This is a genomic window from Streptomyces sp. NPDC005483 (genome assembly GCF_040606035.1).
Classification (GTDB): Bacteria; Actinomycetota; Actinomycetes; order Streptomycetales; family Streptomycetaceae; genus Streptomyces.
This window is the reverse complement of record NZ_JBEXEA010000015.1, coordinates 102,220-128,175: the sequence shown is the minus strand read 5'-3', so window position 1 is coordinate 128,175 and position 25,956 is coordinate 102,220. Positions and strand designations below refer to the sequence as shown.

The following is a 25,956-nucleotide window of genomic DNA, read 5'->3' as shown; positions in this document are numbered from 1 at the left end:
ACCGGAGGTCCCGATGAGCAGAGTGATTCGTGCCGCCCTCTTCCAGACCGCGTGGACGGGCGACAAGGAGTCGATGATCCAGGTACACGAGCAGGCGGCCCGGGACGCGGCCGCGCAGGGTGCTCAGGTCCTGTGCTTCCAGGAGCTGTTCTACGGGCCGTACTTCTGCCAGGTCCAGGACAAGGCGTTCTACGAGTACGCCGAGCAGATCCCGGACGGGCCCATCGTCAAGCGATTCCAGTCGCTGGCCAAGGAGTTGGGCATCGTCCTCATCCTGCCGATGTACGAGGAGGAGCAACCCGGCGTCCTCTACAACACCGCCGCCGTGATCGACGCGGACGGCTCGTACCTCGGCAAGTACCGCAAGCACCACATTCCCCAAGTGCCTGGATTCTGGGAGAAGTTCTACTTCCGCCCCGGCAATCTGGGGTGGCCGATCTTCGACACCAAGGTCGGGAAGATCGGCGTCTACATCTGCTACGACCGCCACTTCCCGGAGGGCTGGCGGGCGTTGGGCCTCGCGGGCGCCGAGATCGTCTTCAACCCGTCGGCCACCTCGCGCGGACTGTCGGCCTACCTGTGGCAGCTGGAACAGCCGGCCGCGGCCGTCGCCAACGAGTACTTCGTCGGCGCGATCAACCGGGTGGGCGTGGAGGAACTCGGCGACAACGACTTCTACGGGACGACGTACTTCGTCGACCCGGAGGCCCAGTTCGTCGGCGAGGTGGCGAGCGACAAGGAGACCGAACTGGTCGTCCGCGATCTGGACATGGCCAAGCTGCGGGAGGTCCGCGACCGCTGGCAGTTCTACCGGGACCGCCGCCCGGACGCGTACCCCCCGCTGACCGCTCCGTAATCACGACGCGCACACCCGCGCCCTCAGGGGCGCGGGGAACTGCGCGACCAGCCACAGACGACCGGAACTCATCCGATCACCGTTTGCAGGAGAGGGAGTATGAGCAGCCGCAGCCGTACCGTCATCCGCGGTGGCCTCGTCATCACCGCGTCCGACGAGATCCACGCCGACGTGCTGATCGAGGACGGCCGCATCGCCGCCCTCGCCGTGCCCGGTACCCAGAGCTGGACCGCGGACCGCACGATCGACGCCACCGGAAAGTACGTCATCCCCGGTGGCGTCGACGCCCACACCCACATGGAGCTGCCCTTCGGCGGCACCTTCGCCTCCGACACCTTCGAGACCGGTACCCGGGCCGCCGCCTGGGGCGGTACGACGACCATCGTCGACTTCGCGGTGCAGAGCGTCGGCCACTCCCTGCGCGAGGGCCTGGACGCCTGGCACGCCAAGGCCGAGGGCAACTGCGCCATCGACTACGGCTTCCACATGATCGTCTCCGACGTGAACCAGGACACGCTCAAGGAGATGGACCTGCTGGTGGAGGAAGGGGTCACCTCCTTCAAGCAGTTCATGGCCTACCCGGGCGTCTTCTACTCCGACGACGGCCAGATCCTGCGCGCCATGCAGCGCTCCGCCGAGAACGGCGGCCTGATCATGATGCACGCCGAGAACGGCATCGCGATCGACGTCCTGGTCGAGCAGGCGCTGGCCCGCGGCGAGACCGACCCGCGCTACCACGGGGAGGTGCGCAAGGCCCTCCTCGAGGCCGAGGCCACCCACCGCGCCATCAAGCTCGCGCAGGTCGCCGGCGCCCCGCTCTACGTCGTGCACGTCTCGGCCATGGAGGCGGTGGCCGAGCTGGCACGCGCGCGTGACGAGGGGCTCAACGTCTTCGGCGAGACCTGCCCGCAGTACCTGTTCCTGTCGACGGACAACCTCGCCGAGCCGGACTTCGAGGGCTCGAAGTACGTGTGCAGCACCCCGCTCAGGCCCAAGGAGCACCAGGCCAAGCTGTGGCAGGGCCTGCGGACCAACGACCTCCAGGTCGTCTCCACCGACCACTGCCCCTTCTGCTTCGTCGGGCAGAAGGAACTCGGCCGCGGCGACTTCTCGAAGATCCCCAACGGCCTTCCCGGCGTCGAGAACCGCATGGACCTGCTCCACCAGGGCGTCGTCGACGGACACATCTCGCGCCGGCGCTGGATCGAGATCGCCTGCGCCACCCCGGCCCGGATGTTCGGCATGTACCCGAAGAAGGGCACCATCGCCCCGGGCGCCGACGCCGACGTCGTCATCTACGACCCGCACGCCGAGCAGATCATCTCCGCCGAGACCCACCACATGAACGTCGACTACTCGGCCTACGAGGGCAGGCGCCTCACCGGCCGGGTCGAGACGGTTCTCTCGCGCGGCGAACTCGTCATCACCGAGCGGGAGTACACCGGGCAAGCCGGGCACGGCGCCTACACCCCCCGCTCCACCTGTCAGTACCTCAACTAGGAGTGGCGCCACATGGACTTCGGACTCGTCCTGCAGACGGATCCGCCCGCCTCGAAGGTCATCAGCCTGATGAAGCGGGCCGAACGCAACGGCTTCACGTACGGGTGGACGTTCGACTCCGCCGTGCTCTGGCAGGAGCCGTTCGTGATCTACAGCCAGATCCTGTCCAACACCTCGAAGCTGAAGGTCGGCCCGATGGTCACCAACCCGGGCACCCGTACCTGGGAGGTGACCGCCTCCACCTTCGCCACCCTCAACGACATGTTCGGCAACCGCACGGTCTGCGGCATCGGCCGCGGCGACTCCGCGATGCGCGTCGCGGGCCGTACGCCCAACACGCTGGCCCGCATCAGCGAGGCCATGAAGGTCATCAGGGCGCTCGGCTCCGGCCAGGAGGCCGACCTCGGCGGCACGGTGATCAGGTTCCCGTGGATCAAGGAGGGCGCCGAACTTCCCGTATGGATGGCGGCGTACGGGCCCAAGGCGCTGAAGATGACCGGCGAGGAGGCCGACGGGTTCATCCTCCAACTGGCCGACCTGTACCTCACCGAGTACATGGTGAAGGCCGTCAAGGACGCGGCCGTCGCCGCGGGGCGAGACCCTGCCGAGGTCAAGATCTGCGTCGCCGCCCCCGCCTACGTCACCGAGGACGACTCGCCCGAGGCGCTCGCCCACGCGCGCGAGCAGTGCCGCTGGTTCGGCGGGATGGTCGGCAACCACGTCGCCGACCTGGTCTCCAAGTACGGCGAGCACTCGGCCGCCGTCCCCGACGAGCTGACGGACTACATCAAGGCACGTGAGGGGTACGACTACTCGCACCACGGGCGCACCGACAACCCGGACACCGCCTTCGTGCCCGACGAGATCGTCGACCGGTTCTGCGTCATCGGACCGGTCGAGAAGCACATCGAGAAGCTGAACGCGCTGCGTGAGCTCGGCGTCGACCAGTTCGCCGTCTACGACATGCACGACGCGCAGGAAGCGACCATCGACGCCTACGGTTCCCAGGTCATCCCCGCCCTCACCTCCTGACCCGGATCGCACACCGCTCGACCGACCCCCCACTCCTTGTCCCCCCTCCCCGTCGTCCCGGGGAGGGGTGGCGGGACCGGGAAAGGCCTCCCCGCCCGTCCCCGGTCCCGCCCGAGGCCCCCGCACGGCCTATCCCGTCCCGTCCTGATCGATTGGCCTGCCCATGACCGAAACAGTCCCCACGGGGTCGCCGATACCGCACTCAGCCGGCGGCCGCGTCGAGCTCGCCCCCGAGGCATTCCCCGCCGACAGCCCCTTCGCCAACGAGGACCTGCGCCCCGTACCGGTCTCCGAGCGCAAGTGGACGACGTACAACTTCGCGGCCCTGTGGATCTCCATGGCGCACTGCATCCCCAGCTGGACCCTGGCCTCCGGCCTGGTCGCGCTCGGCATGGACTGGAAGCAGGCCGTCTTCACCATCGCCCTGGCCAACATCATCGTGCTGCTGCCGATGCTGGCCACCGGGCACGCCGGACCCAAGTACGGCATCCCCTTCCCGGTGCTCGCCCGCGCCTCCTTCGGGCTGCGCGGCGCCAACATCCCGGCGCTGATCCGGGCCGCGGTGGCCTGCGGCTGGTTCGGCATCCAGACCTGGATCGGCGGCAGCGGCATCTTCGCGCTGGGCTCCAAGCTCACCGGCGGCCACTGGGAGGACGCGGCCAAGATCGCCGGCAACCCCTGGCCCCTGTGGCTGTGCTTCCTGCTGTTCTGGGCCCTCCAGATCGCGATCATCTACCGCGGCATGGACTTCCTGCGGCACTTCGAGAACTGGGCCGCGCCCTTCGTGATCGCCGGCGCACTCGTGCTGCTGATCTGGATCGCGGTCAAGGCGGACGGCTTCGGCGCGCTGCTCGACCAGCCGTCCAAGCTCGGCTGGGGCGCCGACTTCTGGCCTGTCTTCTTCCCCTCGCTCATGGGCATGATCGGCTTCTGGGCCACTCTGTCGCTGAACATCCCCGACTTCACCCGCTTCGGTGCCAGCCAGAAGGCGCAGACCTGGGGACAGTCCCTGGGGCTGCCGACCACGATGACCCTCTTCGCGGTCCTCGCCGTGCTCGTCACCTCCGGCTCCGAGGCCGTCTACGGCGAGGCCATCTGGGACCCGGTCGCGCTGGCCGCCAAGACGGACAACGCCTTCGGTCTGCTCTTCGCACTCGTCATCGTGCTGGTCGCCACGATCTCCGTGAACATCGCGGCGAACGTGGTCTCACCGGCGTACGACCTGTCCAATCTGGCGCCGAAGTTCATCAACTTCCGTACGGGCGCGCTGATCACGGGCGTCGTCGGCATCCTGATCTTCCCGTGGAAGCTGATCTCCACCCCGGAGTTCTACATCTTCACCTGGCTCGGGGTGGTCGGCGGTCTGCTCGGCACGGTCGCGGGCATCCTCATCGCCGACTACTGGATCGTCCGGCGCACGGTCCTGCACCTGGCGGACCTCTACACGCCCGGCGGCCGCTACTGGTACACCAACGGCTGGAACTGGCGGGCGATCGTCGCCTTCGTGGTCGGCGGTCTGCTCGCGGTCGGCGGCTCGTACTCGGCCGTGGGCGCGGACGGCAAGAAGTCCGGGCCGTTCCCGACCGACGGTCTGATCCCGTTCCTCAAGCCGCTGGCCGACTACGGCTGGGCGGTGGGCCTGGGCGCGTCCCTGCTGCTGTACATCGCGCTGATGCTGCCGAAGGGAAGGGAACAGGAGGGCATCGCGGCCTGACAGGTCGCTACGCGTGCGTGGAGAGCGGTCGGAAGCTGCCCGTTCAGGCCTTCTGACCGCTCTGCAGCGCCGCCACGGCCTCCTTGGCGGCCTTGATGGCGCCCTTGTTGATCTCGTCCGTGCTGGGCGCCTTCTTCGACTCGAAGTCACTGCCGTTGTAGGTCACGGTCACCAGCGCGTTGGACGCCTGGATCATGACCACGCCCTCACGGGTCTGCTGCTTGTCCTCGGTGGTGAGGTTCACCACCGAGTACCCCGCGTCGCCGACCCCGGGGACGGTGCCGCCGCCGCTCTTCTCGGCGATGTTCTCCTTGTACGACTTGGCGGCCGCGTCGTCGGACTCCGTGATCTCGAAGGACACGTCCAGCCAGCGGTAGTCGTACCCCTTGAGCGCGTTCCAGGAGCACGTGCGGCGCAGTGACGTGTCCGTCGAGGGGATCTCCTTGCCGGCCGTCTTGGCGCCCGGCACGAGTGACTTGACGGTCGCCGCGCTGATGCTGCCGCAGGGTGCGGGCGCGGCGGTGTACTTCTTCGCGGCGGCAGCCGTGGAGGAGCCCGACGGGGACTCGGCGGCGGACTGCGGTGCCGACTCCTTCTGTGTGGCCGGCGTCGTGGCCGGGCCCGACGTCAGCGACCAGCCCGCGGCGGCGAGCACGACGACGGGCGAGATGCGCGCGGTGAGCGCGAGCGGCAGGGAAAGAGTTCGCACGGCGCACTTTTCGTGGGGGACGGACGGTGCGGACGGGTCCGCACTGCGGACGGGTCGCCAGTTTCACATGTCTCCCTGTGGGGCGGAAGTGCGAACTCGCTCCGTACCGGTGCCGTCACCGAGCCCCGCCGTCGATGCGTCATGTGTCCGTTTATGTCCGGGCGATGGGGCGGTAGAGGGCCGATTCGATGCGGTCCACGGCGAGAAACGCTCCGTATGCCACGAGGTGCACCAGACAGTGGTCGGTGTGCTCCGGCCGTCGCCAGGCCGCCACGTCGTCGTCGGTGATCCGGTACGGCGCGAGCGCGGCCAGCAGCACCAGACGCGCACCGGGACGCTCCCGCCGGTCGGGGAGGCCGCTCAGGTCGAGCGGCGGGTGCGACCCGTCCCAGTCCAGCAGGGTCTCCTCCACGAGGTCCTGGTCGTCGATGCCGAGGAGGCCGGCGCCCGCCATGGCCGCCCGGAGCAGCGCCGCGTACGCGAGCCCGACGGGCGTGCCGTCCGCCCACGCGGGCGCTTCCCCGGGGTCGGGCAGGTCGAGCAGCGCGAGGGACGCGCCGGGCCGGGCGGGTCGGCGCACGGTCCGGGCGAGCGTGCGGCCCGCGAGACTGCGCACGGCCCGGAAGCGCTGGGCGTTGCCCGGCAGCAGGTTCTCGGTGAGCAGGGCGGACACGATCCGGTTGATGAAGTGGAAGGCGAACGCGGTGCCGAGGTAACCCGGAGCGTGCTCACGCGGGAAGGGGTACGGCGCCGCTCCGAGACCGCCCGGCACGCGTGTGTGCCTGCCCCACTCCAGCACGCGCGCGTGTGCCTCGTTCTCCGGCCGCTCTCCTCGGGCGACGCGTTCGGCCAGTGCGTGGTCGCCGGTGGCGTGCAGCAGCATGGTGTGCGCGTCCACGCAGAACGGGCACCGGTTGGCCAGTGAGACGCCGAGCGCCGCCAGCTCCTTTCCGGTGCGGTTACCGGGGCCGGCGATCAGGGACTCGCGCATCAGCGCCCACGCGGAGGCGAGGAGCTCCGGTGCGGAGGAGAGGACCACGAAGGTGACGGGCTCGTCGATGCCGAAGTCGCGGGACATCTGCTCGTAGACCTCGGCGACACGACCGGTGGCGGACTTGGGCGGCAGGGGCCGGGTGTAACGGAAGGGTGTGGACATGCACAGCAGCGTGCGCCGCGGCCGCGGGCACGGTCGTCCTACGGCCGAAGGGAGTTGGCGCTGCGTCCGTGAGCGCGGGCCGGGCCGGGGACTACTACCGGGGGAGTAGCGGAGTAGTTGTCCACAGGGCTGACGCCGGTGTCGGTACGGCGGTCTAGCGTGTGGGCATGAGCGGGCACCCGGTCGACCCGGCCACCTCCAAGCGGCTCGCCGATCTGGCCCTCGTGGTCGTGATCGGCGCCGTCGTCGTGACCGTGGCGGCTCTCGACGCGGACACGGCCACCCTCGACTACGGACTCCTCGTGGTGAGCGCGGGCGCTCTCGCGTTGTACCGAGCGGTTCCGCTGGTGATGCTGGCCGTCGCCACGGTGAGCGGGGCGGCCTACGTCCTGCACGCCCACCCGGGGCCCCTCGGCGCGCTGTCCGTCTTCGCCGCCGTGCACCTGGCGTCCCAGCTGGGGCACCGGGGCTGGGCCGCGGGGGCGAGCGGGGTCTTCCTCGCGGCGTACGCGATCACGGGCCATACGGTCCAGGAGTCGGTCGAGAAGACCGCGCTGCTCGCGGGCTGGTTCGTGTGCGCGGTGGTGACGGGCCTGGCCGGCCGCAACTGGCAGGCCTATCTGCGCCAGACCGAACAGCGTGCGCTGGAGGCCGAGCGGACCCGGGAGGAGGCCGCGCTGCGCCGCGCCGGCGAGGAACGCCTGCGGATAGCCCGGGAGTTGCACGACTCCCTCACCCACAGCATCTCCATCGTCAAGCTCCAGGCGGGCGTGGCCGTGCACTTGGCGCGCAAGCGGGGTGAGGAGGTGCCGCCCGCCCTGCTCGCCATCCAGGAGGCGGGCGGCGAGGCCATGCGGGAGCTGCGCGCCACGCTGGAGATCCTGCGCACCGACGAGCCGACCGGCACCCCGGCGCTGCTCGTGGAGCGGGCGCGGGCGGCGGGCCTCGCCGTCGAACTGAACGTGACGGGCGAGGAGTGCGCCCTGCCCGCGCCCCTCGACCGAGCCGTCTACCGGATCGTCCAGGAGTCCCTGACGAACGCGGCGCGGCACGCGGGACCGGCGAAGGTGCGGGTCGAACTGGCCTACAGCAAGGACGACTTGGCGATACGCGTCGACGACGACGGGGCCGCGCACCCCGACTGCCCACCGCAGCCCGGCCACGGTCTCACCGGCATGCGCGAACGCGTCACGGCACTGGGCGGAACCCTGCACACCGGGCCGCGGGAGGAGGGCGGCTTCTCGGTGCGGGCCCAACTGCCCTTGGCAGCAGGAGAGTTGGGATGAGCGGGGCCGGCGGGTTTCTCGGGGTGGGGGGAGCCGGCGCGATCGGGGCGGAGTGTGGCTGTGCCGTGCACGGGGAGGTGGCGGCGTGATCAGGGTGGCGCTCGTCGACGACCAGGCGTTGATGCGGGCCGGGTTCCGGGCCCTGCTCGACGCCGAGGACGGCATCGAGGTGGTCGGGGAGGCGGCGGACGGGGAGCGGGGCGTGGAGCTGGTGCGCGCGCACGCGCCCGACATCGCGTTGATCGACGTGCAGATGCCGGTGATGACGGGCATCGAGGCGACCCGGCGGATCGCCGCGGATCCGGAACTGGCGGGGGTCCGCGTGGTGATCCTCACCAACTACGGCGTCGACGAGTACGTCTTCGAGGCGCTGCGGGCGGGTGCGAGCGGATTCCTGCTGAAGGACACCGAGCCGGCCGACCTCCTCCAGGCCATCGAGGTCGTGGCCCGGGGCGAGGCGCTACTCTCCCCAGCGGTCACCCGCACCCTGATCGGCGAGTTCGTCTCGCGCCCCCCGGACCGGTCCACCGCACCCGGCCTGGAGTGCCTCACCCGCCGCGAACGCGAGGTCACGGCCCTCGCCGCCCGCGGTCTGACCAACGAGGAGATCGCCGAGCACATGGTGATCAGCCCCCTCACCGCCAAGACGCACATCAGCCGCGCGATGACCAAGCTGGGCGCCCGGGACCGCGCCCAACTGGTCGTGTTCGCCTACGAGTCGGGGCTGGTGACGGCACGCGGCACCTGAAATTCCGTTGCCGGCACAGGACACGGATCAGCACTCTGGGGCTATGACCGAGACGCCACCGCGGATGCACGAGGAGATCCTCGCCTACTACGCCCGGGGCAAGGAGGACGCCCGGCTCAGGGAGGGTGGAGCGCCCGCCGGACGGCTGGAGTTCTGGCGCACCCAGGACGTCCTGCGCAGGCTGCTGCCCGACGCACCCGCGCGGGTACTGGACGTCGGCGGCGGCAGCGGGGTGCACGCGGAATGGCTGGCGGACGACGGATACGCGGTCGAACTCGTCGACCCCGTACCGCTCCACGTGGAACAGGCCTCGCGGCTGCCGGGGGTGAGCGCCCGTCTCGGGGACGCGCGCGAACTGGCCGCCGCCGACGCCTCGTACGACGTGGTGCTCCTGCTCGGCCCGCTGTACCACCTTCCGGAACGGGCCGACCGGATCAGGGCGTTGGCCGAGGCGCGACGAGTCCTCAGGCCGGGCGGGCTCCTGGTCGCCGCCACCATCAACCGGTACGCGCAACTGCACGACCTGCTGCGCGAGGAGCGCTACTTCACCCCCGAGCACCGTGAACGCACCGATGCCGTCCTCGTGGACGGCCGGCACCCCTACCACGACGAGGGCTTCTTCACCGTGGCCCACTTCGCCGCGCCGGACGAGGTGACAGCGGAGTTCACCGACGCGCGACTGGCCGTGGCGGGCCGGTACGGCATCGAGGGCGTCGCCTGGTTGATGGGCGGCGTAGAGGACTGGCTGGACGACCCGGACCGGCGCGAGACCGTGCTGGCCGCGTGCCGGCACATCGAGTCGGAGCCCACGCTGCTGGGCGTGAGCGGGCATCTGCTCACGGTGGGCAGACGGCCGTCGGTGTGAAAGGGCGGCCTCCGCCCGGCGGGCGACTACGCGGCCGTACCGCCCGTGTAGTCGCCGTTGAACGTGGTCTCGACGGTGGTGGCCACGGACTGGGCCACCCCGGTGCCGGTGAGGAGGATGCCCAACTCACGGTTGCTGGAGAGCGAGTTGCTGCTGAGGTTCATGGAGCCCGCCTCCACCTCCTGGGTGGTGAGGCCGTAGTCGGCGACCATGGCCTTGGCGTGGATGTAGAAGCCGTTCGGGTCGGAGTACCCGACGACGCTCCCGCCCGCCGCCTCGATCTCGGAGACCTCGCTCGCGTAGTCGCCCGGGGTCTCCAGCACCACGCGCACCTTCACGCCGGCCTTCGCGCGCGCCGCGATGGCGTCCACCACCGTGCTGTCGCTGAACTCCAGTTCCTCGACGTCCAGCGTCTTGGTGGCGGCGTCGACCACGGACAGCAGACGGTTGCGCGAGTCGGTGGGCGACCAGAGGAGGTGGTCACCGTCGGTGGGGGTGACCGCGGTGCCGGCGTAGTCCGCGGCGAAGACCTTCTCGATCGCGGCGACATCGCGGGTGTCGTCGGTGAACACGCCGTAGTCGCGGCCGGTCGCGTAGTACTGGGAGGTGAGATTGCCGGTCAGGACCAGCGACTTGGCCCCGTTCACGGTGATCGTCTTCTGGTGCGTGTAGACGAAGCTCGACGGTGACCAGACCACGCCGACGCCCGCGTTCGTCAGCGCCGTGTACGCGGAGCTGTTGGCGCTCTGGTGCGCGCGGTCCAGGACGACCCGGACGGTGACGCCCTTGTTCTTGAGGGCTATCAGATCGTTGACGGCGGTGGTGTCCTCCAGTTCGTACATGGTCATGTCGAGGGACGTGGTCGCCGAGTTGATGAAGTCGTAGATCGTCGGCTGACCGCCGCCCTGGGAGAAGGCGAAGGCCGTGTAGCTCGCGGCGCTGGCGGGGACGGACGTGGCGAGTACGGCGGCACCGGCGGCGAGAGCGACACCGGTACAGGTGAGGACCTTCCACAACATGCGTGACTCCTGGTCGAGTTGGCGCCCGCGTGGGGGGCGCGGGCATCCGCATGGCACCACGCGCGTAGAAGGCGGAGGAAGAGAAGGCCGGTGAACTCGGGGTTACCGACGGTCCGCACAGTCGGGCAAAGGGGACTTCCTGCAGGTGGAACGCGGTTCATGGAGTTCTCGTGTGATCGCAAAATCTTCGTGCGGTCCAGTGGCCGGCCGATCGGTGCGCAATGAAAGGATCCGTGGACGCGCCCGCTTCGGACCGGCCGAGGCGCGCCCCACCAGCGAGGTGAGAGATGTCGTTCACCACCCGACCGACCCTCCAGGGCACCTTCGGCATGGTGTCCTCCACCCACTGGCTGGCCTCGCAGTCGGCGATGGCGGTACTGGAGGACGGTGGCAACGCGTACGACGCCGCGGTGGCCGGGGCCTTCGTGCTGCACGTCGTCGAGCCGCACCTGAACGGCCCGGCGGGAGAGGTGCCGATCCTGCTCGCGCCCGCCGGAGGACAGGTCCGGGTGCTGTGCGGGCAGGGTGTCGCACCGGCCGGGGCCACGGTGGCCCACTACAAAAAGCTGGGCCTGGACCTCGTCCCCGGCACCGGACCCCTCGCCGCCGCCGTCCCCGGCGCCTTCGACGCCTGGATGCTGCTGCTCCGCGACCACGGCACCAAGTCCCTCGCCGACGTCCTCAAGTTCGCCATCGGGTACGCCGAGGACGGGCACGCGCCCGTGGAGAACGTCGGCGCGACCGTCGAGAGCGTACGGGAGCTGTTCGAGACGGAGTGGACCTCGTCGGCGGAGGTGTACCTGCCGGGAGGGAAGGCGCCTCGGCCCGGTTCGCTGTTCCGCAACCCCGCCCTCGCCGCCACCTGGAAGCGGCTGATCGCCGAGGTGTCCAGGGCGGGTGACCGGGTCGCGCAGATCGAGGCGGCGCGCGCGGTGTGGCGTACCGGATTCATCGCCGAGGCGCTCGTACGGCAGGCGCAGCGACCCACCATGGACACCAGTGGCACCCGGCACACCGGCACGCTCACGGCCGCCGACCTCGCCGGGTGGTCCGCGACCTACGAGGCGCCGGCGACGTACGACTGGAACGGCTGGACCGTGTGCAAGGCCGGCCCCTGGAGCCAGGGCCCGGTCCTTCTCCAGCAACTCGCGCTGCTGCCGCCCGAGCTGCCGCGGTACGGGTCCGCCGAGTACGTCCATCTGCTGATCGAGGGCTGCAAGCTGGCGATGGCCGACCGGGAGGCCTGGTACGGGGACGCGGCCGAGGTGCCTCTCGGCCAGCTGCTGTCGCCGGAGTACAGCGCGGTGCGGCGTGAACTCGTGGGCGACAAGGCCTCGTACGACCTGCGACCGGGCAGTCCCGGCGGGCGCGAACCGCAGCTCAGCGCACACGCGCGCGTGGTGGTCACCGACGAGCCCGGGTTCAGCCCGATGGGGGTCGGGGAGCCGACGGTCGCGAAGAACCCCACCTCCCCGGTACCGGGGGAGCCCGAGACCGGTCCTGACGGGACCACCCGCGGCGACACCTGCCATCTCGACGTCGTCGACCGCTGGGGCAACATGGTCGCCGCCACGCCCAGCGGCGGGTGGCTCCAGTCCAACCCGGTCGTGCCCGAACTGGGCTTCCCGCTCGGCACCCGGCTCCAGATGACCTGGCTGGAGGACGGGCTGCCGAACTCCCTCACGCCCGGCCGTCGCCCCCGCACCACCCTGACGCCCTCGATCGCCCTGCGCGCCGGGGTCCCCGTCCTGGCCTTCGGGACGCCTGGCGGGGACCAGCAGGACCAGTGGCAGCTCCACTTCTTCCTGGCCGTCGCCCTGCGCCCCCCGGTCCGCGGCGGCCTCGACCTCCAGGGCGCGATCGACGCCCCGAACTGGCACAACGACAGCTTCCCCGGGTCGTTCTACCCGCGGGGGATGCGGCCGGGGAGCGTCACGGTGGAGGCGCGGACGGATCCCGGCGTGGTCGAGGAGCTACGGCGGCGGGGGCACGACGTGACGGTGGGGGAGTCGTGGTCGGAGGGACGGTTGTGCGCGGTGGCGCGGGATCCGGAGACGGGGGTGCTGTCGGCCGGGGCGAATCCTCGGGGGATGCAGGGGTATGCGGTGGGGAGGTGACGGGGGGTGACGGGACAGGACGTTGGTGTACATCGCGTTATTTGTCGCGATTGGGCGCCAGTTGCCTCTGATCCCGGTGTTCACGGCGATTCCACCCACCCTCCACCAGGCGGGTGTGGATTGTCAGACCCGCGTGCTCTCATGGAGTCATGATCGAAGAGACGGAAACCATCGACGAGTTTCTCGACCGATACGCGGGCGACGTGGAAGAGGCGGTGCGCAAGGCTGCCGCGGCCGAGATCATGCCGCGCTTCCGGCGGCTCGCCGCGCACGAGGTCGACCAGAAGGCCGGCCCGCACGACCTGGTCACGGACGCCGACCGGCTGGCCGAGCGGTACCTCACCGAAGTGCTCGGCGCCCTGCTGCCCGGCTCCGTCGTGGTCGGCGAGGAGGCGGTCCACGCGAATCCGGCGTCGTACGAGGCGCTGCAGGGCGACACCCCGGTCTGGATAGTCGACCCCGTCGACGGCACCCGGCAGTTCGTGCACGGCGATCCCGGCTTCTGCACACTGGTCGCGCTCGCGAGGAGTGGCGTCCTGCTCGCCTCCTGGACCTACGCACCGGTCCGGGACCAACTGGCCACCGCGATACGGGGCCGGGGTGCGTTCCTCGACGGTGAGCGGCTGCACGCGGGCGCTCCCGTACCGGGACGTGACCTCCAAGTGGCCACGTCGCACCCGGACTACACGACGGACGAACAGAAGCGCGGCCTGCTGGGCCTGTGGACGGACGGCGTCGCGCCGCGCCCGTGCGGATCGGCCGGCCTGGAGTATCTCGCCGTCGCCCGGGGCGAGTTGGACGCCGTGGCGTTCTCCTGGGAGGCCGCCTGGGACCATGCGGCGGGACTGCTGCTGGTCGAGGAGGCGGGCGGCGCCCATCTGACCCTCACGGGCTCACCGTTCAGCATCAAGGGCGGAAACACCCTCCCCTTCACCGCGGCCCGCGACACGGCGACGGCCGGGAGGGTGCGGGGGCTGCTGGCGGGCGCGGGCTGACGCGACGGCCGGTCTGGGTGTGGCCGAGGGCGGGGAGGGACGAGGGGACTCGGGCCGGGGCTGCGGCAGCGTGGGAGCTTGGCGGGGGCGGACGGTATCGGGATCGCTGTGGGGGCGCGGTCGAGGTATGACCGGGGCCGGGCGGAATCGGGGTCGGGGCTGGGGCCGGTCGGGGTCGGAGCTGGGGCACGGTCGAGCCGCGGCAGGGTCGGATGAACCGGCTTCCGAGCCGGGGCATGGAAGGGGGCGTGGCCCGGGCCGGTCGAGCCGGGGAACGGCCGGGGCCGGTCGGGGTCGGTCGGAGCCGGGCAGGGGCGAGGCAGGGTGGCCCACGCCCCTGGACCCCGCCTCCTCTGGGACCCGGCTACCACGAACCTCGCCCCTCCCTTAACCCCGGCTCCCGCAGATCCCGCCTCCGATAGACCTTGGCTCGCCCCTGGACCTCGCCTCGCACGGACCCGGCTTTCGCAAACCCCGCCTCCGACGGACCCCGCCTCCGACGGACCCGACTCCCGCGTACCCCGGCTCCCGCCTACCACGGACCCGGCTCCCGCCGACCCCGCCCCGACGGACCCCAGCTCCCCCCTCCCACGAACCCCGCCCTCGACGGACCCCGCCCCCCACATACCCCCGCACCCCAAGACTGTCGGTCCCCCGGCATATCCTGATCCTCTGGCCATCGGCTGACGAAGGGGTCCGAAGGTGCCGTCGATGCTCGATGCGGTCGTGGTGGGTGCGGGGCCGAACGGACTGACGGCTGCCGTGGAGCTGGCTCGTCGCGGCTTCTCCGTGGCCGTCTTCGAGGCGCGCGGCACCGTGGGCGGGGGAGCCCGCACCGAGGAGCTGACCCTCCCCGGCTTCCTGCACGACCCGTGCTCCGCGGCCCACCCCCTCGGCATCAACTCCCCGGCGTTCCGCGCCCTGCCCCTGGAGCGCTACGGCCTGGAGTGGTTGCACGCCGAACTGCCCATGGCGCACCCCTTCACCGACGGCACCGCCGCCGTGCTGTCGCGGTCGGTCGCCGAGACGGCCGCCTCGTTCGGGCCGCGTGACGCGGGGACGTACCGGAGGCTCGTCGAACCGTTCCTGCCCAAGTGGGACACCCTGGCCCGCGACTTCATGTCCCTGCCGGCGACCGCGCTGCCCCGCGACCCGGTCACCCTGGCCCGCTTCGGTCTCGTCGGCCTGCCCCCGTCGACCTGGCTGATGCGCCGCTTCCGCGACGAGCGCGCGAAGACCCTGTTCGCGGGACTCGTGGCGCACGTCATGGCCCCGCTCGGCGGTTTCGCCACCGGCGCCATCGGCCTGGTCTTCGCCCTCGCGGCACATGCGCGCGGCTGGCCCGTGGCGCGCGGCGGCTCCCAGTCCATCTCCGACGCGCTCGCCGCCTACCTCAAGGACCTCGGCGGCACCGTCCACACCGACTACGAGGTGAAGCGGCTCGACGACCTGCCGCCCGCCCGCGCGTACGTCTTCGACACCTCGCCCACCGCCCTGGCCCGTATCGCCGGCTTCGGCAACTACTACGAGGGCTACCGCTACGGCCCGGGGGTCTTCAAGGTCGACTACGCCCTCGACGGCCCGGTGCCGTGGACCGCGAGGGAGGCGCGCGACGCGGGCACCGTGCAGATCGGCGCCGACACCGCGGAGATCGGCACCGCCCTGCGCGCCGCGTCCCGGGAGGGCCGCGCACCCGACAGGCCGTTCATGATCACTGTGCAGCCGAGTGTCGTCGACCCGGGCCGGGCCCCCGCCGGAAAGCACGTCTTCTGGGCCTACGGCCATGTCCCCAGCGGCTGGACGGGCGACCTCACCGACGCCATCGAGCGCCAACTGGAGCGTTTCGCCCCGGGCTTCCGCGACCGCGTCCTGGCCCGTGCCACCGCGGGCCCACCCGAACTGGCCGCCCGCAACGCCAACTACGTCGGCGGCGACATCGCCTCCGGCGCGGTCAGCGGACTCCAGATCATGCTGCGCCCCAAGCTCTCCCTGTCCCCGTACGGCACCCCGCACCCGGCCGTCTTCATCTGCTCGTCGGCGACCCCGCCGGGACCGGGCGTGCACGGCATGTCGGGGCACAACGCCGCCAAGGCCGTATGGCGGCGGCTGCGACAGCAGACCTGAGGGGATCGGAACCAGGCTGCCCCCGGCGGCGCGGGCTGGAAGAGTGGTGGGCATGACCACCATCCGGCTCGTCCAGGGCGACATCACCCGGGAGAGCGCCGACGCGATCGTCAACGCCGCGAACTCCTCCCTCCTCGGCGGAGGCGGGGTCGACGGCGCCATCCACCGCCGCGGTGGTCCCGCGATCCTGGCGGACTGCCGAAAGCTGCGCGCCTCTCACTACGGCAAGGGGCTGCCCACCGGAAAGGCGGTCGCCACCACCGCGGGCGCTCTGGACGCGCGCTGGGTGATCCACACCGTCGGCCCCCGCTACAGCCACGAGGAGGACCGCTCGGACCTGCTGGCCTCCTGCTACCGCGAGTCACTGCGCGTCGCCGACGAACTGGGCGCCCGGACGGTCGCCTTCCCGGCCGTCTCCGCCGGGATCTACGGCTGGCCGGTCGACGACGCCGCCCGTATCGCGGTGGAGACCGTACGGGAGACGGAGACCGCGGTCGAGGAGGCCCGGTTCGTGCTGTTCGACGAGCAGGCGTACCAGGCGTTCGCGCGGCAGGTCGGCTGACCTCGCAGGGCCCGTAGCCCGACGTCGTACGTCCTCTACCCTGACGGCCGAACGTCCCGGGCGCTGCAAAGGACGAGCACGCGGGGACAAGTGCCTGTTCAGAGCGGTCTTGAGGCAGTGGCCGGCCGGTCACCGGTCCGGGGACCGGTTGCGGGACCGGTTGCGGGACACCCAGGCGGTTCTCACGGTGGGCCCTAAGAAGCTCTTCGAAAGGACCCAGCATCGCCCCCTCGTCTCCCGCGGCCTCCTCCTGCCGTCCCTGGTCTGTGCCGCGCTGATCCTCGGCCCGGTCGGCACCGCGGCCGCGTCGGACCACAGTGTGGCCCAGGCGATCTCCGGACACGGCACCGCTGACGCGGGCACCGTGACGGACCGCCTCGACGCACTGGACCGGACCGAGCACGCAAGGTCCTCCGGCCCCTCGTGGACGCCGTCACCGACATCCCGGCCCTGGACGGCAGCCGGCTCGACGCGAGCGAGGCGGCTGCCCACGCGAAGGCCGTCGAGGCGGCGAACACCGAGGTCCGGGAAAAGCTGCGGCAGCTGAGCGGCAGCGTCACCGCCACGGACCGGTCCGCCGCGGCCGACCCGGTCTCCGACCTCCTGGACTCCCTCCAGTCCACGATCGACGACCTGCTCAAGTCGCTGACCTCGCTGGATCTGAACGGTGTGGTGGGCGCGGTCACCGGCCTCCTCGGCACCGTGGTCGGGACCGTCACCGGACTCCTCGGCGGCGGACTGCCCGCCGTGCCGGCAAGCTGACACGACGGCACCTCGGCACCCCCGCGTGAACGCACGCGGGGGTGCCGCATGTCTTCATGTCCCCAGGACCACACAAAGAACGACAGAGTCATTGCCTCGCACGTCTTCGGGATCTAGGTTGAGTCGCATCCTGTGTCCCGAAGTCACCAATAGCGCACAGGAATTGACGCTCCCTCAGTACGTACACCGCACTGTCGTCCCGAGGAAGGTTCCACCGATGCCCCACCCGCACCAGCCTGCCCCCATGAGCCGCAGGCGTCTGCTGGAGTCCGGGGCCGCCGTCCTCGGCGCTCTCGCCCTCTCCTCAGGTCCCCTGGCCGGCCGTGGTCACGGGGCGGAGGGCACCCCGGCCCCGGAGTGGAACGGCGCCATCGACCTCTTCCAGGTGGGCACCCAGCCCCCGCACACCACCCTCATGCCGTACGCCGACGTCGGCCAGGCGCTCGCCGCCGACCGCACCCGCTCGCCGTACCGCGTGAGCCTCGACGGCAAGTGGAAGTTCGCCTACGCCGACCTCCCCGCCGACCGGGACACGGACTTCTACCGCACCGACGTGGACGACACGGACTGGGACACGATTCCTGTCCCCTCGGTCTGGCAGGTGCATGGCTACGACTTCCCGATCTACGTCAACATCACCTACCCGTGGTGGGGCCCCAACGGCCTCGGCGAGGAGACCCAGCCGCCCGCCGCCCCGACCCGCTACAACCCCGTCGGCCAGTACCGGCGCACCTTCACCGTCCCGAAGGACTGGTCGGGGCGGCGGACCTTCCTGCACTTCGAGGGCGTCAAGTCCGCCCACTACGTGTGGATCAACGGTGAACTCGTCGGCTACCACGAGGACTCCTACACGCCCGCCGAGTACGACATCACCCCGCACCTCAAGCCGGGCACCAACCAGATCGCGGTCGAGGTCTACCGCTTTTCCGACGGCGACTGGCTGGAGGATCAGGACATGATCCGGCTGAGCGGCATCTTCCGCTCGGTCTACCTGTACTCCACCCCGGCCGTCCACCTGCGCGACTTCAAGCTGGACACCCCGCTCGGCGACGACCACACGTCCGCCGAGCTCTCGGTCACCGCGAGCGTGCGCGACTACGGCGGCGGCAACCAGGGCCGCTACACGGTCGAGACCCAGCTCTACGACTCCGGCGGCCACGCGGTCTGGCCCCGCCCGCTCCAGCAGGCCGTCGCCCTCGCATCCGGCGACGAGACGACCGTACAGGCCGCGAAGGCCGTGCCCACGCCGAAGTTGTGGTCGGCCGAGCATCCGTACCTCTACACCGCCGTCCTGCGGCTTCGCGACCCCGCCGGCAAGGTGATCGAGACACTCTCGCACCGCGTCGGCCTGCGTGAATTCGCCCTGAAGGACGGGCTGATGCGCATCAACGGCAAGCCGGTCTCCTTCCGCGGCACCAACCGCCACGAGATGCACCCCGACCGCGGCACCGCGCTCACCCGCGCGGACCTCGTGAAGGACATCACGATCATCAAGCGGATGAACATCAACTCGGTCCGCACCTCGCACTACCCCAACAACCCGCTGTGGCTCGAACTCGCCGACGAGTACGGCCTGTACCTCGTCGACGAGACCAACCTGGAGACCCACGGCATCCGCGGCGAGTACCCCGGCAACCACCCCGACTGGAGCGCGGCCTGCGTGGCCCGCGCCCAGAACATGGTCCACCGCGACAAGAACCACGCCTCGGTGGTGATCTGGTCGCTGGGCAACGAGGCGGGCGGCGGCAGCACCTTCGTGAACATGCGCGACTGGATCAAGTCGTACGACACCACCCGCGTCGTCCAGTACGAGGGCGACGACCGGCCCACCATCAGCGACATCCGCTCGGCGATGTACGAGAGCCCCGCACGCGTGGAGCAGCGCGCCAAGGACACCGCCGACACCCGGCCGTACGTGATGATCGAGTACTGCCACGCGATGGGGAACTCCAACGGCAACTTCAGGAAGTACTGGGACATCGTCCGCCGCTACCCCGTCCTCCAGGGCGGCTGGATCTGGGACTTCGTCGACCAGTCCCTCAGTGAGCCCGTCCCGGTGCGCCAGTTGCTGACCGAGAGCGGCCCCGGCGCCCTGAAGGGCGAAGTCCTGCCCGCCAGAGCCAGGTTCGACCGGGAGAGGGGCGTCTCCGGTGGCACCGTCTTCGCCCGCGACGCACGCCTGGACCTCACCGGCTCGCTGACCCTGGAGGCATGGATCACCCCGAAGGTGACGGGGTATCACCAGCCGATCATCGCCAAGGGTGACACCCACTACGCCCTCAAACAGTCCGGAAGGACACTGGAGTTCTTCGTCTACGGCGGCGGTCAGTGGATCACGGCCAGTTGGGCGCTCCCGGACGACTGGACAGGTAAGGAACACCACGTCGCCGGTGTGTTCGACGCGGCCGCGGGCACGCTGACCCTTCATGTGGACGGCCAGGTGAGGGCGACCAAGAGCACGACGCAGCGGCCGAGCGGCAACACCGCGCCGCTCGCGCTGGCCGTCGATGTCGACAACCCCACAAGGGAGTTCAGCGGCACGATCAGGAAGGCGCGCGTGTACGCCCGCCCCCTGAGCGCCGCCGAACTGGCCTCCGGCAGCCGGGGCCCCGGTGACGAGGGCGTGCGGTTCTGGTTCGACGCGGCGACCGTGGGGCTCACCGAGAAGCGGTCCGCCCAGAAGACCTTCTTCGCGTTCGGCGGAGACTGGGGCGACAACCCGAACGACGGCGCCTTCGTCGCGGACGGCATCGTCACCGCCGACCGCGGCCACACCGGCAAGGCCGCCGAGGTCAAGCAGATATACCAGGCGGTCAACGCGTCCTGGGCCCCGGACGGCTCGGTGACCCTGACCAACGAGTACCTGTTCACCAACCTGCGTGAACTCGACGGCAGTTGGACACTGCTCGCCGACGGGAAGGTGGTGCGGCACGGGAAGCTGGCACGGGACCAGCTGAACCTGGCACCGCTGTCGAGCAAGAACATCACCGTGCCGTACAAGCTCCCGAGCGCCCCCGCGCCCGGCACCGAGTACTTCCTCCAACTCTCCTTCACCACCCGGGAGTCCACCCCTTGGGCGAAGGCCGGTTTCGAGGTGGCCAAGCAGCAGCTCGCCGTCGACGCAGACACCCCGGCGGTGACGCTCGTGCCGCTCGCGAAGATCCCGGCGCTGACTTACAAGGACGCCTCCGGCCAGGTCACCGTCAACGGCAAGGGCTTCTCCGTCACCGTCGACAAGGGCAGCGGGACCTTCGCGTCGTACAAGGCCCACGGCACCCGTCTGATCACCTCGGGCCCCGTGCCGAACTTCTGGCGGGCGCCCACCGACAACGACCACGGCAACGGGCAGCACACCCGCAACCAGACCTGGCGCGACGCGGGCGCGCATCGCAAGGTGACCGACGTGAGCGTGCGGGCACTGCGGGACCGGGCGGTCGAGATCAAGGTCAGCGGCACCCTGCCGACGACGACCGAGTCGACGTACACCACCACCTACACGGTCTTCGGCAACGGCGAGATCAAGGTCGACAACACCCTGCACCCGGGGGCGAGTTCACTGCCGTACATCCCGGAGGTCGGCACGATCCTGTTCCTGCCGCGCCGCCTGGACCGGCTGCACTACTACGGGCGGGGCCCCGAGGAGAACCACTGGGACCGCAACGACGGTACGGACGTGGGCCTTTGGTCCGGGACCGTCGCCGAGCAGTGGACCTCCTACATCCGCCCGCAGGAGAACGGCAACAAGACGGATGTGCGCTGGGCGGCCCTGACCGACCGCGACGGGGTGGGACTGCTGGTGGCGGGTGAGCCGCTGCTGGAGGTCAACGCCTCGCACTTCACGCCCGAGGACCTGTCCAACGGGGTGCGCCACGACTACCAGCTCACCCCGCGCGACGCGGTCGTCCTCAGGGTGAACCACCGGCAGATGGGCGTCGGCGGCGACAACAGCTGGGGCGCGCACACCCACGACGAGTACAAGCTGTTCGCCGACCGCGACTACACGTACACGTATCGGCTGCGGCCGCTGACGGGCGTGACCCGGGCGACGGCGGCCTCGCGACGGCCGACAGCCTCCGCCTAGCCGTATCGACCGGTGGCAGTTGCATGGGGGAAGGAAGTCCGCCAGGGCGTCGGTGTTCGGCGTTGTTGGAGTAGGGGCGCACGTACGCCCATTCGTCGAGCAAGGTGCGATTCAGCCGCTCCACCTTGCCGTTCGTCTGCGGAGCATAGGGTCGCGTGCGCTTGTGGATGATGCCGTGGGCGAGCCGGGAGTGGTCGTCTACGGCGGTGTGGACGAAGCTGCAGCCGATCACGGGGCTGCCGCTCTTGCGCGCGTCGGTCGTGGTCTGCCGGTTGGCGAGGGCTTGCTGCCGGGGCATGGCGCGGTGGCCTCCGCCGTCGGGGATATCGCTTCCTGATGTCGACGAGGACTAGTCCGCCGGGGCGTGCTCGTTCGTAGCGGCGGATGATCTGGCCGGTGGGCCGGTCCATCCGTTGCAGCCGGTCCATGTTGTGACGGGTCAGGACGCGGTGGACCGTCGAGGCGGGCATCGCCGGGATCAGGCCGATGCGGGCGGGACCGGGTTTCCGTCAGCGCCGCACCTAGCAGATCCGGGTCGCGATGTCGGCAGCGGTGCGGCGGCGTTGTCCGGGGTCGGCTGGGGAGGTCGTACAGGCGGCGGCGTCTTCGGCTCGCCGGCGGCGGACCCACTTGTGGGCTGTGGAGCGGGCGACTTCCATTTCGTCAGCCACGTAGGCGACGGGCCTGCCGGCCTGGATCCGGTCGACCAGGAGTCGACGGCCATGAACGGTCAGCCGGGCATTGAGGTGAGACACGAGGACCTCTGCTGTGGTGCGGAACTTGATCAGCCATCTGGGCTCAGGCGGGGAGTGCGGCCACGCATGGGGCAGTCGACCTCATGGCGGTGGGTGAGGGCGTCGTGTGGTGGGCGGCGGGGTCAGGCCACGAGGCGGGTGCCGCGGCGCCAGACGGAGCGGATGTTGAGGGTGTCGGAGATGATGTCGGTGGGGTCACCGTCGACCAGGAAGAGGTCGGCGCGCATGCCTTCGGCGATGCGGCCGCGGTCTTCGAGGCCGAAGCGGCGGGCGGTGGTGGCGGTGGCTGCGCGCAGGGCCTGGGCGGGGGTGAGTCCCGCTCGGGTCAGGTACTGCAGTTCGTGGTGGACGCTGGCGCCGTGGGCGAGCCCCCCCAGGAAGGGAAGGGGTAGGGAGGCGTCGGTGCCGGCCAGTAGGTCCACCCCTGCGTCGGCGAGGGCTTTGACGGTGGCCAGGACGTCTTCGATCTTGCCCTGGGGGTAGTGGCCGAAGCTGGAGCGCAGGGCCTTGTCCCAGTCGGCATCGAGGCGGGAGGCGACGCGCGGGTCGTCGGCGAGGTCTTCGCCGGTGATGCCCATCATGGAGGCGTTCAGGACGACACAGGGGACGACGAACACCCCAGCGTCCTTGACCTGGTTGATGATCTCGTCGGTGTGGGGCTGGTCCATGAACAGGTGGGCCAGGCCGTCGATACCCGCCTCGATGGCCATGCGGGTGGCGTCCGCGGTCAGGGTGTGGGCGATGGTGAGCATGCCGTGCTTCTTGGCCTCGGCCACGCCGGCGTCCAAGGTGGCCTGGTCGAGCATGGGCAGGCCGGGGTGCCCTTCGATGCTGCCGTCGTCGACCATGAACTTGATGTAGTCCGAGCCGCGTTCGATCAGCTGTGGGATGAACGCGACGGCTTCTTCAGGGGTGGTGGAGAACGGCATCAGCGGCGGCTCGCCTGCGGGCCTGGTACCGGGAGGAGGGCCGGGGCGGAAGCCTTCGGGGAACAACTCGCTGGGGTGGCCGCCTGGAGGGGTGATACCGAAACCGGAGGACCGCACGTCGGCGAGGGCGTCGTCCTCGCTGATGTGGGACCGCCTGCCTCTGGTGTGGGTGCCCTGCATCTCCAGCTCGGTCGTCACACCGAACCGCAGCGCCAGCGCCAGCGCGTCCCGGTTGGTGTGGACGTGGGCGTCGATCAGGCCCGGCAGCAGCGTCGCGCCGCTGCCGTCGACGATCTCGGCCCCTCCTGGGGTGTCGCCGCCGAGGCGGGCGATCTGCCCGTCCTCGATGAGCACGTTGGTCACCCCCAGCGTCTTCTCACCGTCGAAGACCCGGGCACCGGTAATAACGGTCATGGACATGGCCTACCTCGATCCTGGAGTACGACCCTCAACATATACCTAAAGCTATGTACATGCGTAATGGCATGGTTATGCATTGCGACTTGAACTCCCTAGGATGGCGGCATGAGCAGCTCATCAACGCCCACGGGAAGCGGTAAGGCTCTCCTTGATCAGGTAGGACCCGCTCTGTCGCGGCTCAGGCGGCGCACCTCGGGCGGGCGCGGGGATCTGACCCGCAACCTCGTCCTGAACGTGGTCGCGGACGCGTCAGGCGAGATGACAGTGGGGGGCATCGCCGCCGAGATGGGCGTCACCCAGCCCGTCGCCAGCCGCACCGTCGCGGCCTGTATCGCCGACGGACTGCTGCAGCGAGCCGCATCGCAAGCAGACGGCCGGCGCACCGTCCTTGAACTCACTCAGGCCGGCGAAAACGAGCGCCACCGCTTCGCCTCCGAGCAGCGCGAAACCTTTGAACACATCACCGCTGCATGGGAGCCGGCCGAGCGCATGCAGTTCGCCCGGTTCCTCATCCGCTACAGCCAGGACGCCGGCGCCTGGTCCGCCCGCCAGATCCGCAGCAGTGAGGATGACCCGAGTGCCTGCGCGCGAGACTGAGCATCCCCGCAGTGATGTGGCGCAAGCCCAAGTGCAGGACCCGTGCCTGCCCCCACATCACCCTCGGGTAAGACCCCGAACAGTGGATGACGCTTGGACCTTGATCACTGTCAACAACGCTCGTGGTTAATACACCTGGCTCACTGCGTGGGTGAGGCATCCCTGTGTCCGCGTGGAAACGCCTCACTCGCGTCGGCGAAGCAGCCCCACCGCCACCAGCGGGCCACACGCGAGGAGCACCGCCAGCACCCCGTACCCGTACGTCAGCGTCGCCGCTGCGGCGACCCCGGCGACCAGCAACGGACCGCCGGCGTCACCCAGTTCGCGTCCCAGCTCGGCCGCCCCCATCGTCTGCCCCAGCCGTTCCTGCGGAGTCGACGAGGCGAGGGCCGCGAATCCGAGGGGGGTGATCAGCCCCGTTCCGACGCCGATCAGGGCGGCCCCCAACAGCACACCCGTCAGTCCCGGCAGCATCGCGCAGCCCAGACCGGCCGCCGCCAGCAGCAAGCCGGCACTCAGCCCACCCCGTACCGTGATCCGCCCCGCGTCCAACGCCCGCCCGGCGCGCGGCTGTACGACCGCCGCGCAGGCCGCGAGCACCGACACCGCGGCCCCCGTCGCCACCGTGCCGAGTCCCGCCACCCTGCCCGACACGGGAAGGAAGCCCACGCCCACCGAGAGCGCGGCCGTCGCCCCGGCGAGCGCGGCCGTCGGGACCAGGAACACCGGGTCGGCCAGCCGCCGCGCCAGGTCGAGGACGGTCTGCCGGGCCCGGGGGAGGGGCGGCACGACGGGTACGGCGAGCAGCGCCCACACCGCCACGGCCGCGCCCAGCACCGCCAGCACCGTGAACAGCAGCCGCAGCCCGCCCGCCCACACCAGCACCCCGCCGAGCAGCGGGCCCAGGGTGTAGCCGACGGACTTGTAGAAGCCGTAACTCCCGAAGGCCCGCCCCCGTTTGGCGGCCGGATTCAGCCGGGCCACCAACGCGGACGCGGCAGGGGAGAAGGCGGAGGCGGCCGCGCCCTGCCCGAGCCGCGCGGCCCACAGCCAGCCGGGGCTGTCGGCGAGGGCGTAGAGCGCGGACGCCACGGCGAAGGCCACCAGTCCGCCGAGGAGCACGGGGCGCGCCCCGATCCGGTCGGCGAGCGTGCCGAACAGCGGCTTGAGCACGACTTCGGCACCGTCGTACAGGGCGAGCAGACCGCCCAGCACGAGCAGTGAGGTGACCGCGTCCGCCGAGTCCGCGCCGAGGTTCGCGGCGATGCCGTGCGCGCCGAAGGCCGTGGTGAAACCGGCCGCGTACAGCGGCCACATCACCTGCCGGCGCGGCTCACTCGGTGGCGTCACTGAGCCCCAGCCGCAGGTGTTCCACGTGGTAGACGGCCTGGTCGAGCAGCTCGGCGACATGGTGGTCGTGCAGCGCGTACACCACCGAGCGGCCCCGGCGCTCGCCCACGACCAGGCCCAGGTTGCGCAGCAACCGCAGCTGGTGCGAGCACGCCGACTGCTCCATCCCCACCTCGGCGGCCAACTCCGTGGCCGGCAGCGGTCCTTCGCGCAGCCTGGCGAGGATCAGCAGGCGGGAGGGGGTGGAGAGGGCCTGGAGGGTGGTGGCCACCTTGGCCACGTTCGCCGCGTCCAGACGTACGCGCTCGGCGGTTTCCTGCGCGGTGGTGACGGCTCCATGACCCATGGGCGGTATCTTACCCATCGCACATGAACAGAT

20 protein-coding genes and 1 pseudogene are annotated in these 25,956 nt (G+C 70.6%); 14 read left to right on the top strand and 7 right to left on the bottom strand.

All coding sequences use genetic code 11. The features are described from left to right. Positions 1–13: 13 nt before the first annotated feature. The 4 genes from ABZT06_RS27710 (at position 14) to ABZT06_RS27695 (ending at position 5,102) form a co-directional block, all read left to right on the top strand. On the top strand, positions 14–856 hold the full coding sequence (locus ABZT06_RS27710) for a nitrilase-related carbon-nitrogen hydrolase (protein WP_355746358.1): 843 nt from the start codon (positions 14–16) through the stop codon (positions 854–856). A gap of 99 nt (positions 857–955) precedes the next feature. Beyond that, positions 956–2,356, top strand: coding sequence for a dihydropyrimidinase (hydA, locus tag ABZT06_RS27705; protein ID WP_355746355.1), 1,401 nt, complete (start codon positions 956–958; stop codon positions 2,354–2,356). A 12-nt stretch (positions 2,357–2,368) separates the two neighbouring features. After that, the gene (locus ABZT06_RS27700; RefSeq protein WP_355746353.1) at positions 2,369–3,388 is read left to right on the top strand and encodes a TIGR03842 family LLM class F420-dependent oxidoreductase; all 1,020 of its coding nucleotides are present in this window, start codon (positions 2,369–2,371) and stop codon (positions 3,386–3,388) included. A gap of 163 nt (positions 3,389–3,551) precedes the next feature. After that, entirely contained in the window at positions 3,552–5,102 is a 1,551-nt protein-coding gene (locus ABZT06_RS27695) for an NCS1 family nucleobase:cation symporter-1 (protein WP_355746350.1), read from the top strand. Between the two features lie 43 nt (positions 5,103–5,145). Here ABZT06_RS27695 and ABZT06_RS27690 read toward each other — a convergent pair whose 3' ends face one another. Both ABZT06_RS27690 and ABZT06_RS27685 read right to left on the bottom strand, forming a co-directional pair. Continuing rightward, a complete protein-coding gene (locus tag ABZT06_RS27690) occupies positions 5,146–5,811 on the bottom strand; it encodes a hypothetical protein (protein ID WP_355746347.1) in 666 nt (221 codons plus the stop codon). Positions 5,812–5,962: 151 nt separating this feature from the next. After that, positions 5,963–6,967: a carboxymuconolactone decarboxylase family protein gene (locus tag ABZT06_RS27685; RefSeq protein ID WP_355746344.1), complete on the bottom strand. Its 1,005-nt coding sequence runs from the start codon at positions 6,965–6,967 to the stop codon at positions 5,963–5,965. Between the two features lie 167 nt (positions 6,968–7,134). Between ABZT06_RS27685 and ABZT06_RS27680 the strand changes: the two genes are divergently transcribed. The 3 genes from ABZT06_RS27680 (at position 7,135) to ABZT06_RS27670 (ending at position 9,866) form a co-directional block, all read left to right on the top strand. Continuing rightward, positions 7,135–8,253, top strand: a complete 1,119-nt coding sequence (locus tag ABZT06_RS27680) for a sensor histidine kinase (protein ID WP_355746341.1) — start codon at positions 7,135–7,137, stop codon at positions 8,251–8,253. Between the two features lie 85 nt (positions 8,254–8,338). Continuing rightward, on the top strand, positions 8,339–9,001 hold the full coding sequence (locus ABZT06_RS27675; RefSeq protein ID WP_355746338.1) for a response regulator transcription factor: 663 nt from the start codon (positions 8,339–8,341) through the stop codon (positions 8,999–9,001). Positions 9,002–9,044: 43 nt separating this feature from the next. After that, the gene (locus ABZT06_RS27670; protein WP_355746335.1) at positions 9,045–9,866 is read left to right on the top strand and encodes a class I SAM-dependent methyltransferase; all 822 of its coding nucleotides are present in this window, start codon (positions 9,045–9,047) and stop codon (positions 9,864–9,866) included. Between the two features lie 26 nt (positions 9,867–9,892). Here ABZT06_RS27670 and ABZT06_RS27665 read toward each other — a convergent pair whose 3' ends face one another. Continuing rightward, the gene (locus ABZT06_RS27665; protein ID WP_355746332.1) at positions 9,893–10,885 is read right to left on the bottom strand and encodes a phospholipase D-like domain-containing protein; all 993 of its coding nucleotides are present in this window, start codon (positions 10,883–10,885) and stop codon (positions 9,893–9,895) included. A gap of 287 nt (positions 10,886–11,172) precedes the next feature. Between ABZT06_RS27665 and ABZT06_RS27660 the strand changes: the two genes are divergently transcribed. The 6 genes from ABZT06_RS27660 to ABZT06_RS27635 all read left to right on the top strand — a co-directional run bounded on the left by ABZT06_RS27660 (position 11,173) and on the right by ABZT06_RS27635 (position 21,526). Then, positions 11,173–13,002: a gamma-glutamyltransferase gene (locus ABZT06_RS27660; RefSeq protein ID WP_355746329.1), complete on the top strand. Its 1,830-nt coding sequence runs from the start codon at positions 11,173–11,175 to the stop codon at positions 13,000–13,002. A 149-nt stretch (positions 13,003–13,151) separates the two neighbouring features. Further along, positions 13,152–13,997, top strand: a complete 846-nt coding sequence (locus ABZT06_RS27655) for an inositol monophosphatase family protein (RefSeq protein WP_355746326.1) — start codon at positions 13,152–13,154, stop codon at positions 13,995–13,997. A gap of 711 nt (positions 13,998–14,708) precedes the next feature. Further along, positions 14,709–16,121 carry an NAD(P)/FAD-dependent oxidoreductase gene (locus ABZT06_RS27650; RefSeq protein ID WP_355746323.1) on the top strand — a complete coding sequence of 471 codons (1,413 nt, stop codon included), beginning with the start codon at positions 14,709–14,711 and terminating at the stop codon, positions 16,119–16,121. A gap of 52 nt (positions 16,122–16,173) precedes the next feature. Beyond that, positions 16,174–16,683: an O-acetyl-ADP-ribose deacetylase gene (locus ABZT06_RS27645; protein WP_355746321.1), complete on the top strand. Its 510-nt coding sequence runs from the start codon at positions 16,174–16,176 to the stop codon at positions 16,681–16,683. Positions 16,684–17,106: 423 nt separating this feature from the next. Further along, positions 17,107–17,445 (top strand): hypothetical protein, encoded by a 339-nt coding sequence (locus ABZT06_RS27640; RefSeq protein WP_355746318.1) that lies wholly within the window; start codon positions 17,107–17,109, stop codon positions 17,443–17,445. A 217-nt stretch (positions 17,446–17,662) separates the two neighbouring features. Beyond that, entirely contained in the window at positions 17,663–21,526 is a 3,864-nt protein-coding gene (locus ABZT06_RS27635) for a glycoside hydrolase family 2 TIM barrel-domain containing protein (protein WP_355746315.1), read from the top strand. Positions 21,527–21,556: 30 nt separating this feature from the next. Here ABZT06_RS27635 and ABZT06_RS27630 read toward each other — a convergent pair. Together ABZT06_RS27630 and ABZT06_RS27625 are read right to left on the bottom strand one after the other, a co-directional pair. After that, positions 21,557–22,281, bottom strand: a pseudogene (locus ABZT06_RS27630) (leucine zipper domain-containing protein); the annotation flags it as partial. A 122-nt stretch (positions 22,282–22,403) separates the two neighbouring features. Further along, positions 22,404–23,630 (bottom strand): amidohydrolase family protein, encoded by a 1,227-nt coding sequence (locus ABZT06_RS27625; protein ID WP_355746312.1) that lies wholly within the window; start codon positions 23,628–23,630, stop codon positions 22,404–22,406. A gap of 105 nt (positions 23,631–23,735) precedes the next feature. On the opposite strand from ABZT06_RS27625, the gene ABZT06_RS27620 reads away from it, so the two are divergent. Further along, a complete protein-coding gene (locus tag ABZT06_RS27620) occupies positions 23,736–24,227 on the top strand; it encodes a MarR family winged helix-turn-helix transcriptional regulator (protein WP_355746309.1) in 492 nt (163 codons plus the stop codon). Between the two features lie 183 nt (positions 24,228–24,410). Here the strand turns inward: ABZT06_RS27620 and ABZT06_RS27615 are convergent, their stop codons facing one another. Together ABZT06_RS27615 and ABZT06_RS27610 are read right to left on the bottom strand one after the other, a co-directional pair. Next, positions 24,411–25,544 carry an MFS transporter gene (locus tag ABZT06_RS27615; protein ID WP_355746693.1) on the bottom strand — a complete coding sequence of 378 codons (1,134 nt, stop codon included), beginning with the start codon at positions 25,542–25,544 and terminating at the stop codon, positions 24,411–24,413. Between the two features lie 16 nt (positions 25,545–25,560). Beyond that, positions 25,561–25,923 (bottom strand): metalloregulator ArsR/SmtB family transcription factor, encoded by a 363-nt coding sequence (locus tag ABZT06_RS27610; RefSeq protein WP_057608409.1) that lies wholly within the window; start codon positions 25,921–25,923, stop codon positions 25,561–25,563. Between the last annotated feature and the right edge of the window lie 33 nt (positions 25,924–25,956).

What these genes read in the sequence shown, in the direction of transcription:
- ABZT06_RS27665 (WP_355746332.1), bottom strand. Translation starts at nt 10,885, where the DNA reads ATGTTGTGGAAGGTCCTCACCTGTACCGGTGTCGCTCTCGCCGCCGGT.
- ABZT06_RS27610 (WP_057608409.1), bottom strand. Translation starts at nt 25,923, where the DNA reads ATGGGTCATGGAGCCGTCACCACCGCGCAGGAAACCGCCGAGCGCGTA.
- ABZT06_RS27685 (WP_355746344.1), bottom strand. Translation starts at nt 6,967, where the DNA reads ATGTCCACACCCTTCCGTTACACCCGGCCCCTGCCGCCCAAGTCCGCC.
- ABZT06_RS27625 (WP_355746312.1), bottom strand. Translation starts at nt 23,630, where the DNA reads ATGTCCATGACCGTTATTACCGGTGCCCGGGTCTTCGACGGTGAGAAG.
- ABZT06_RS27645 (WP_355746321.1), top strand. Translation starts at nt 16,174, where the DNA reads ATGACCACCATCCGGCTCGTCCAGGGCGACATCACCCGGGAGAGCGCC.
- ABZT06_RS27670 (WP_355746335.1), top strand. Translation starts at nt 9,045, where the DNA reads ATGACCGAGACGCCACCGCGGATGCACGAGGAGATCCTCGCCTACTAC.
- ABZT06_RS27710 (WP_355746358.1), top strand. Translation starts at nt 14, where the DNA reads ATGAGCAGAGTGATTCGTGCCGCCCTCTTCCAGACCGCGTGGACGGGC.
- ABZT06_RS27680 (WP_355746341.1), top strand. Translation starts at nt 7,135, where the DNA reads ATGAGCGGGCACCCGGTCGACCCGGCCACCTCCAAGCGGCTCGCCGAT.
- ABZT06_RS27700 (WP_355746353.1), top strand. Translation starts at nt 2,369, where the DNA reads ATGGACTTCGGACTCGTCCTGCAGACGGATCCGCCCGCCTCGAAGGTC.
- ABZT06_RS27655 (WP_355746326.1), top strand. Translation starts at nt 13,152, where the DNA reads ATGATCGAAGAGACGGAAACCATCGACGAGTTTCTCGACCGATACGCG.
- ABZT06_RS27650 (WP_355746323.1), top strand. Translation starts at nt 14,709, where the DNA reads ATGCTCGATGCGGTCGTGGTGGGTGCGGGGCCGAACGGACTGACGGCT.
- ABZT06_RS27635 (WP_355746315.1), top strand. Translation starts at nt 17,663, where the DNA reads ATGCCCCACCCGCACCAGCCTGCCCCCATGAGCCGCAGGCGTCTGCTG.
- ABZT06_RS27660 (WP_355746329.1), top strand. Translation starts at nt 11,173, where the DNA reads ATGTCGTTCACCACCCGACCGACCCTCCAGGGCACCTTCGGCATGGTG.
- ABZT06_RS27615 (WP_355746693.1), bottom strand. Translation starts at nt 25,544, where the DNA reads ATGTGGCCGCTGTACGCGGCCGGTTTCACCACGGCCTTCGGCGCGCAC.
- hydA (WP_355746355.1), top strand. Translation starts at nt 956, where the DNA reads ATGAGCAGCCGCAGCCGTACCGTCATCCGCGGTGGCCTCGTCATCACC.
- ABZT06_RS27620 (WP_355746309.1), top strand. Translation starts at nt 23,736, where the DNA reads ATGAGCAGCTCATCAACGCCCACGGGAAGCGGTAAGGCTCTCCTTGAT.
- ABZT06_RS27695 (WP_355746350.1), top strand. Translation starts at nt 3,552, where the DNA reads ATGACCGAAACAGTCCCCACGGGGTCGCCGATACCGCACTCAGCCGGC.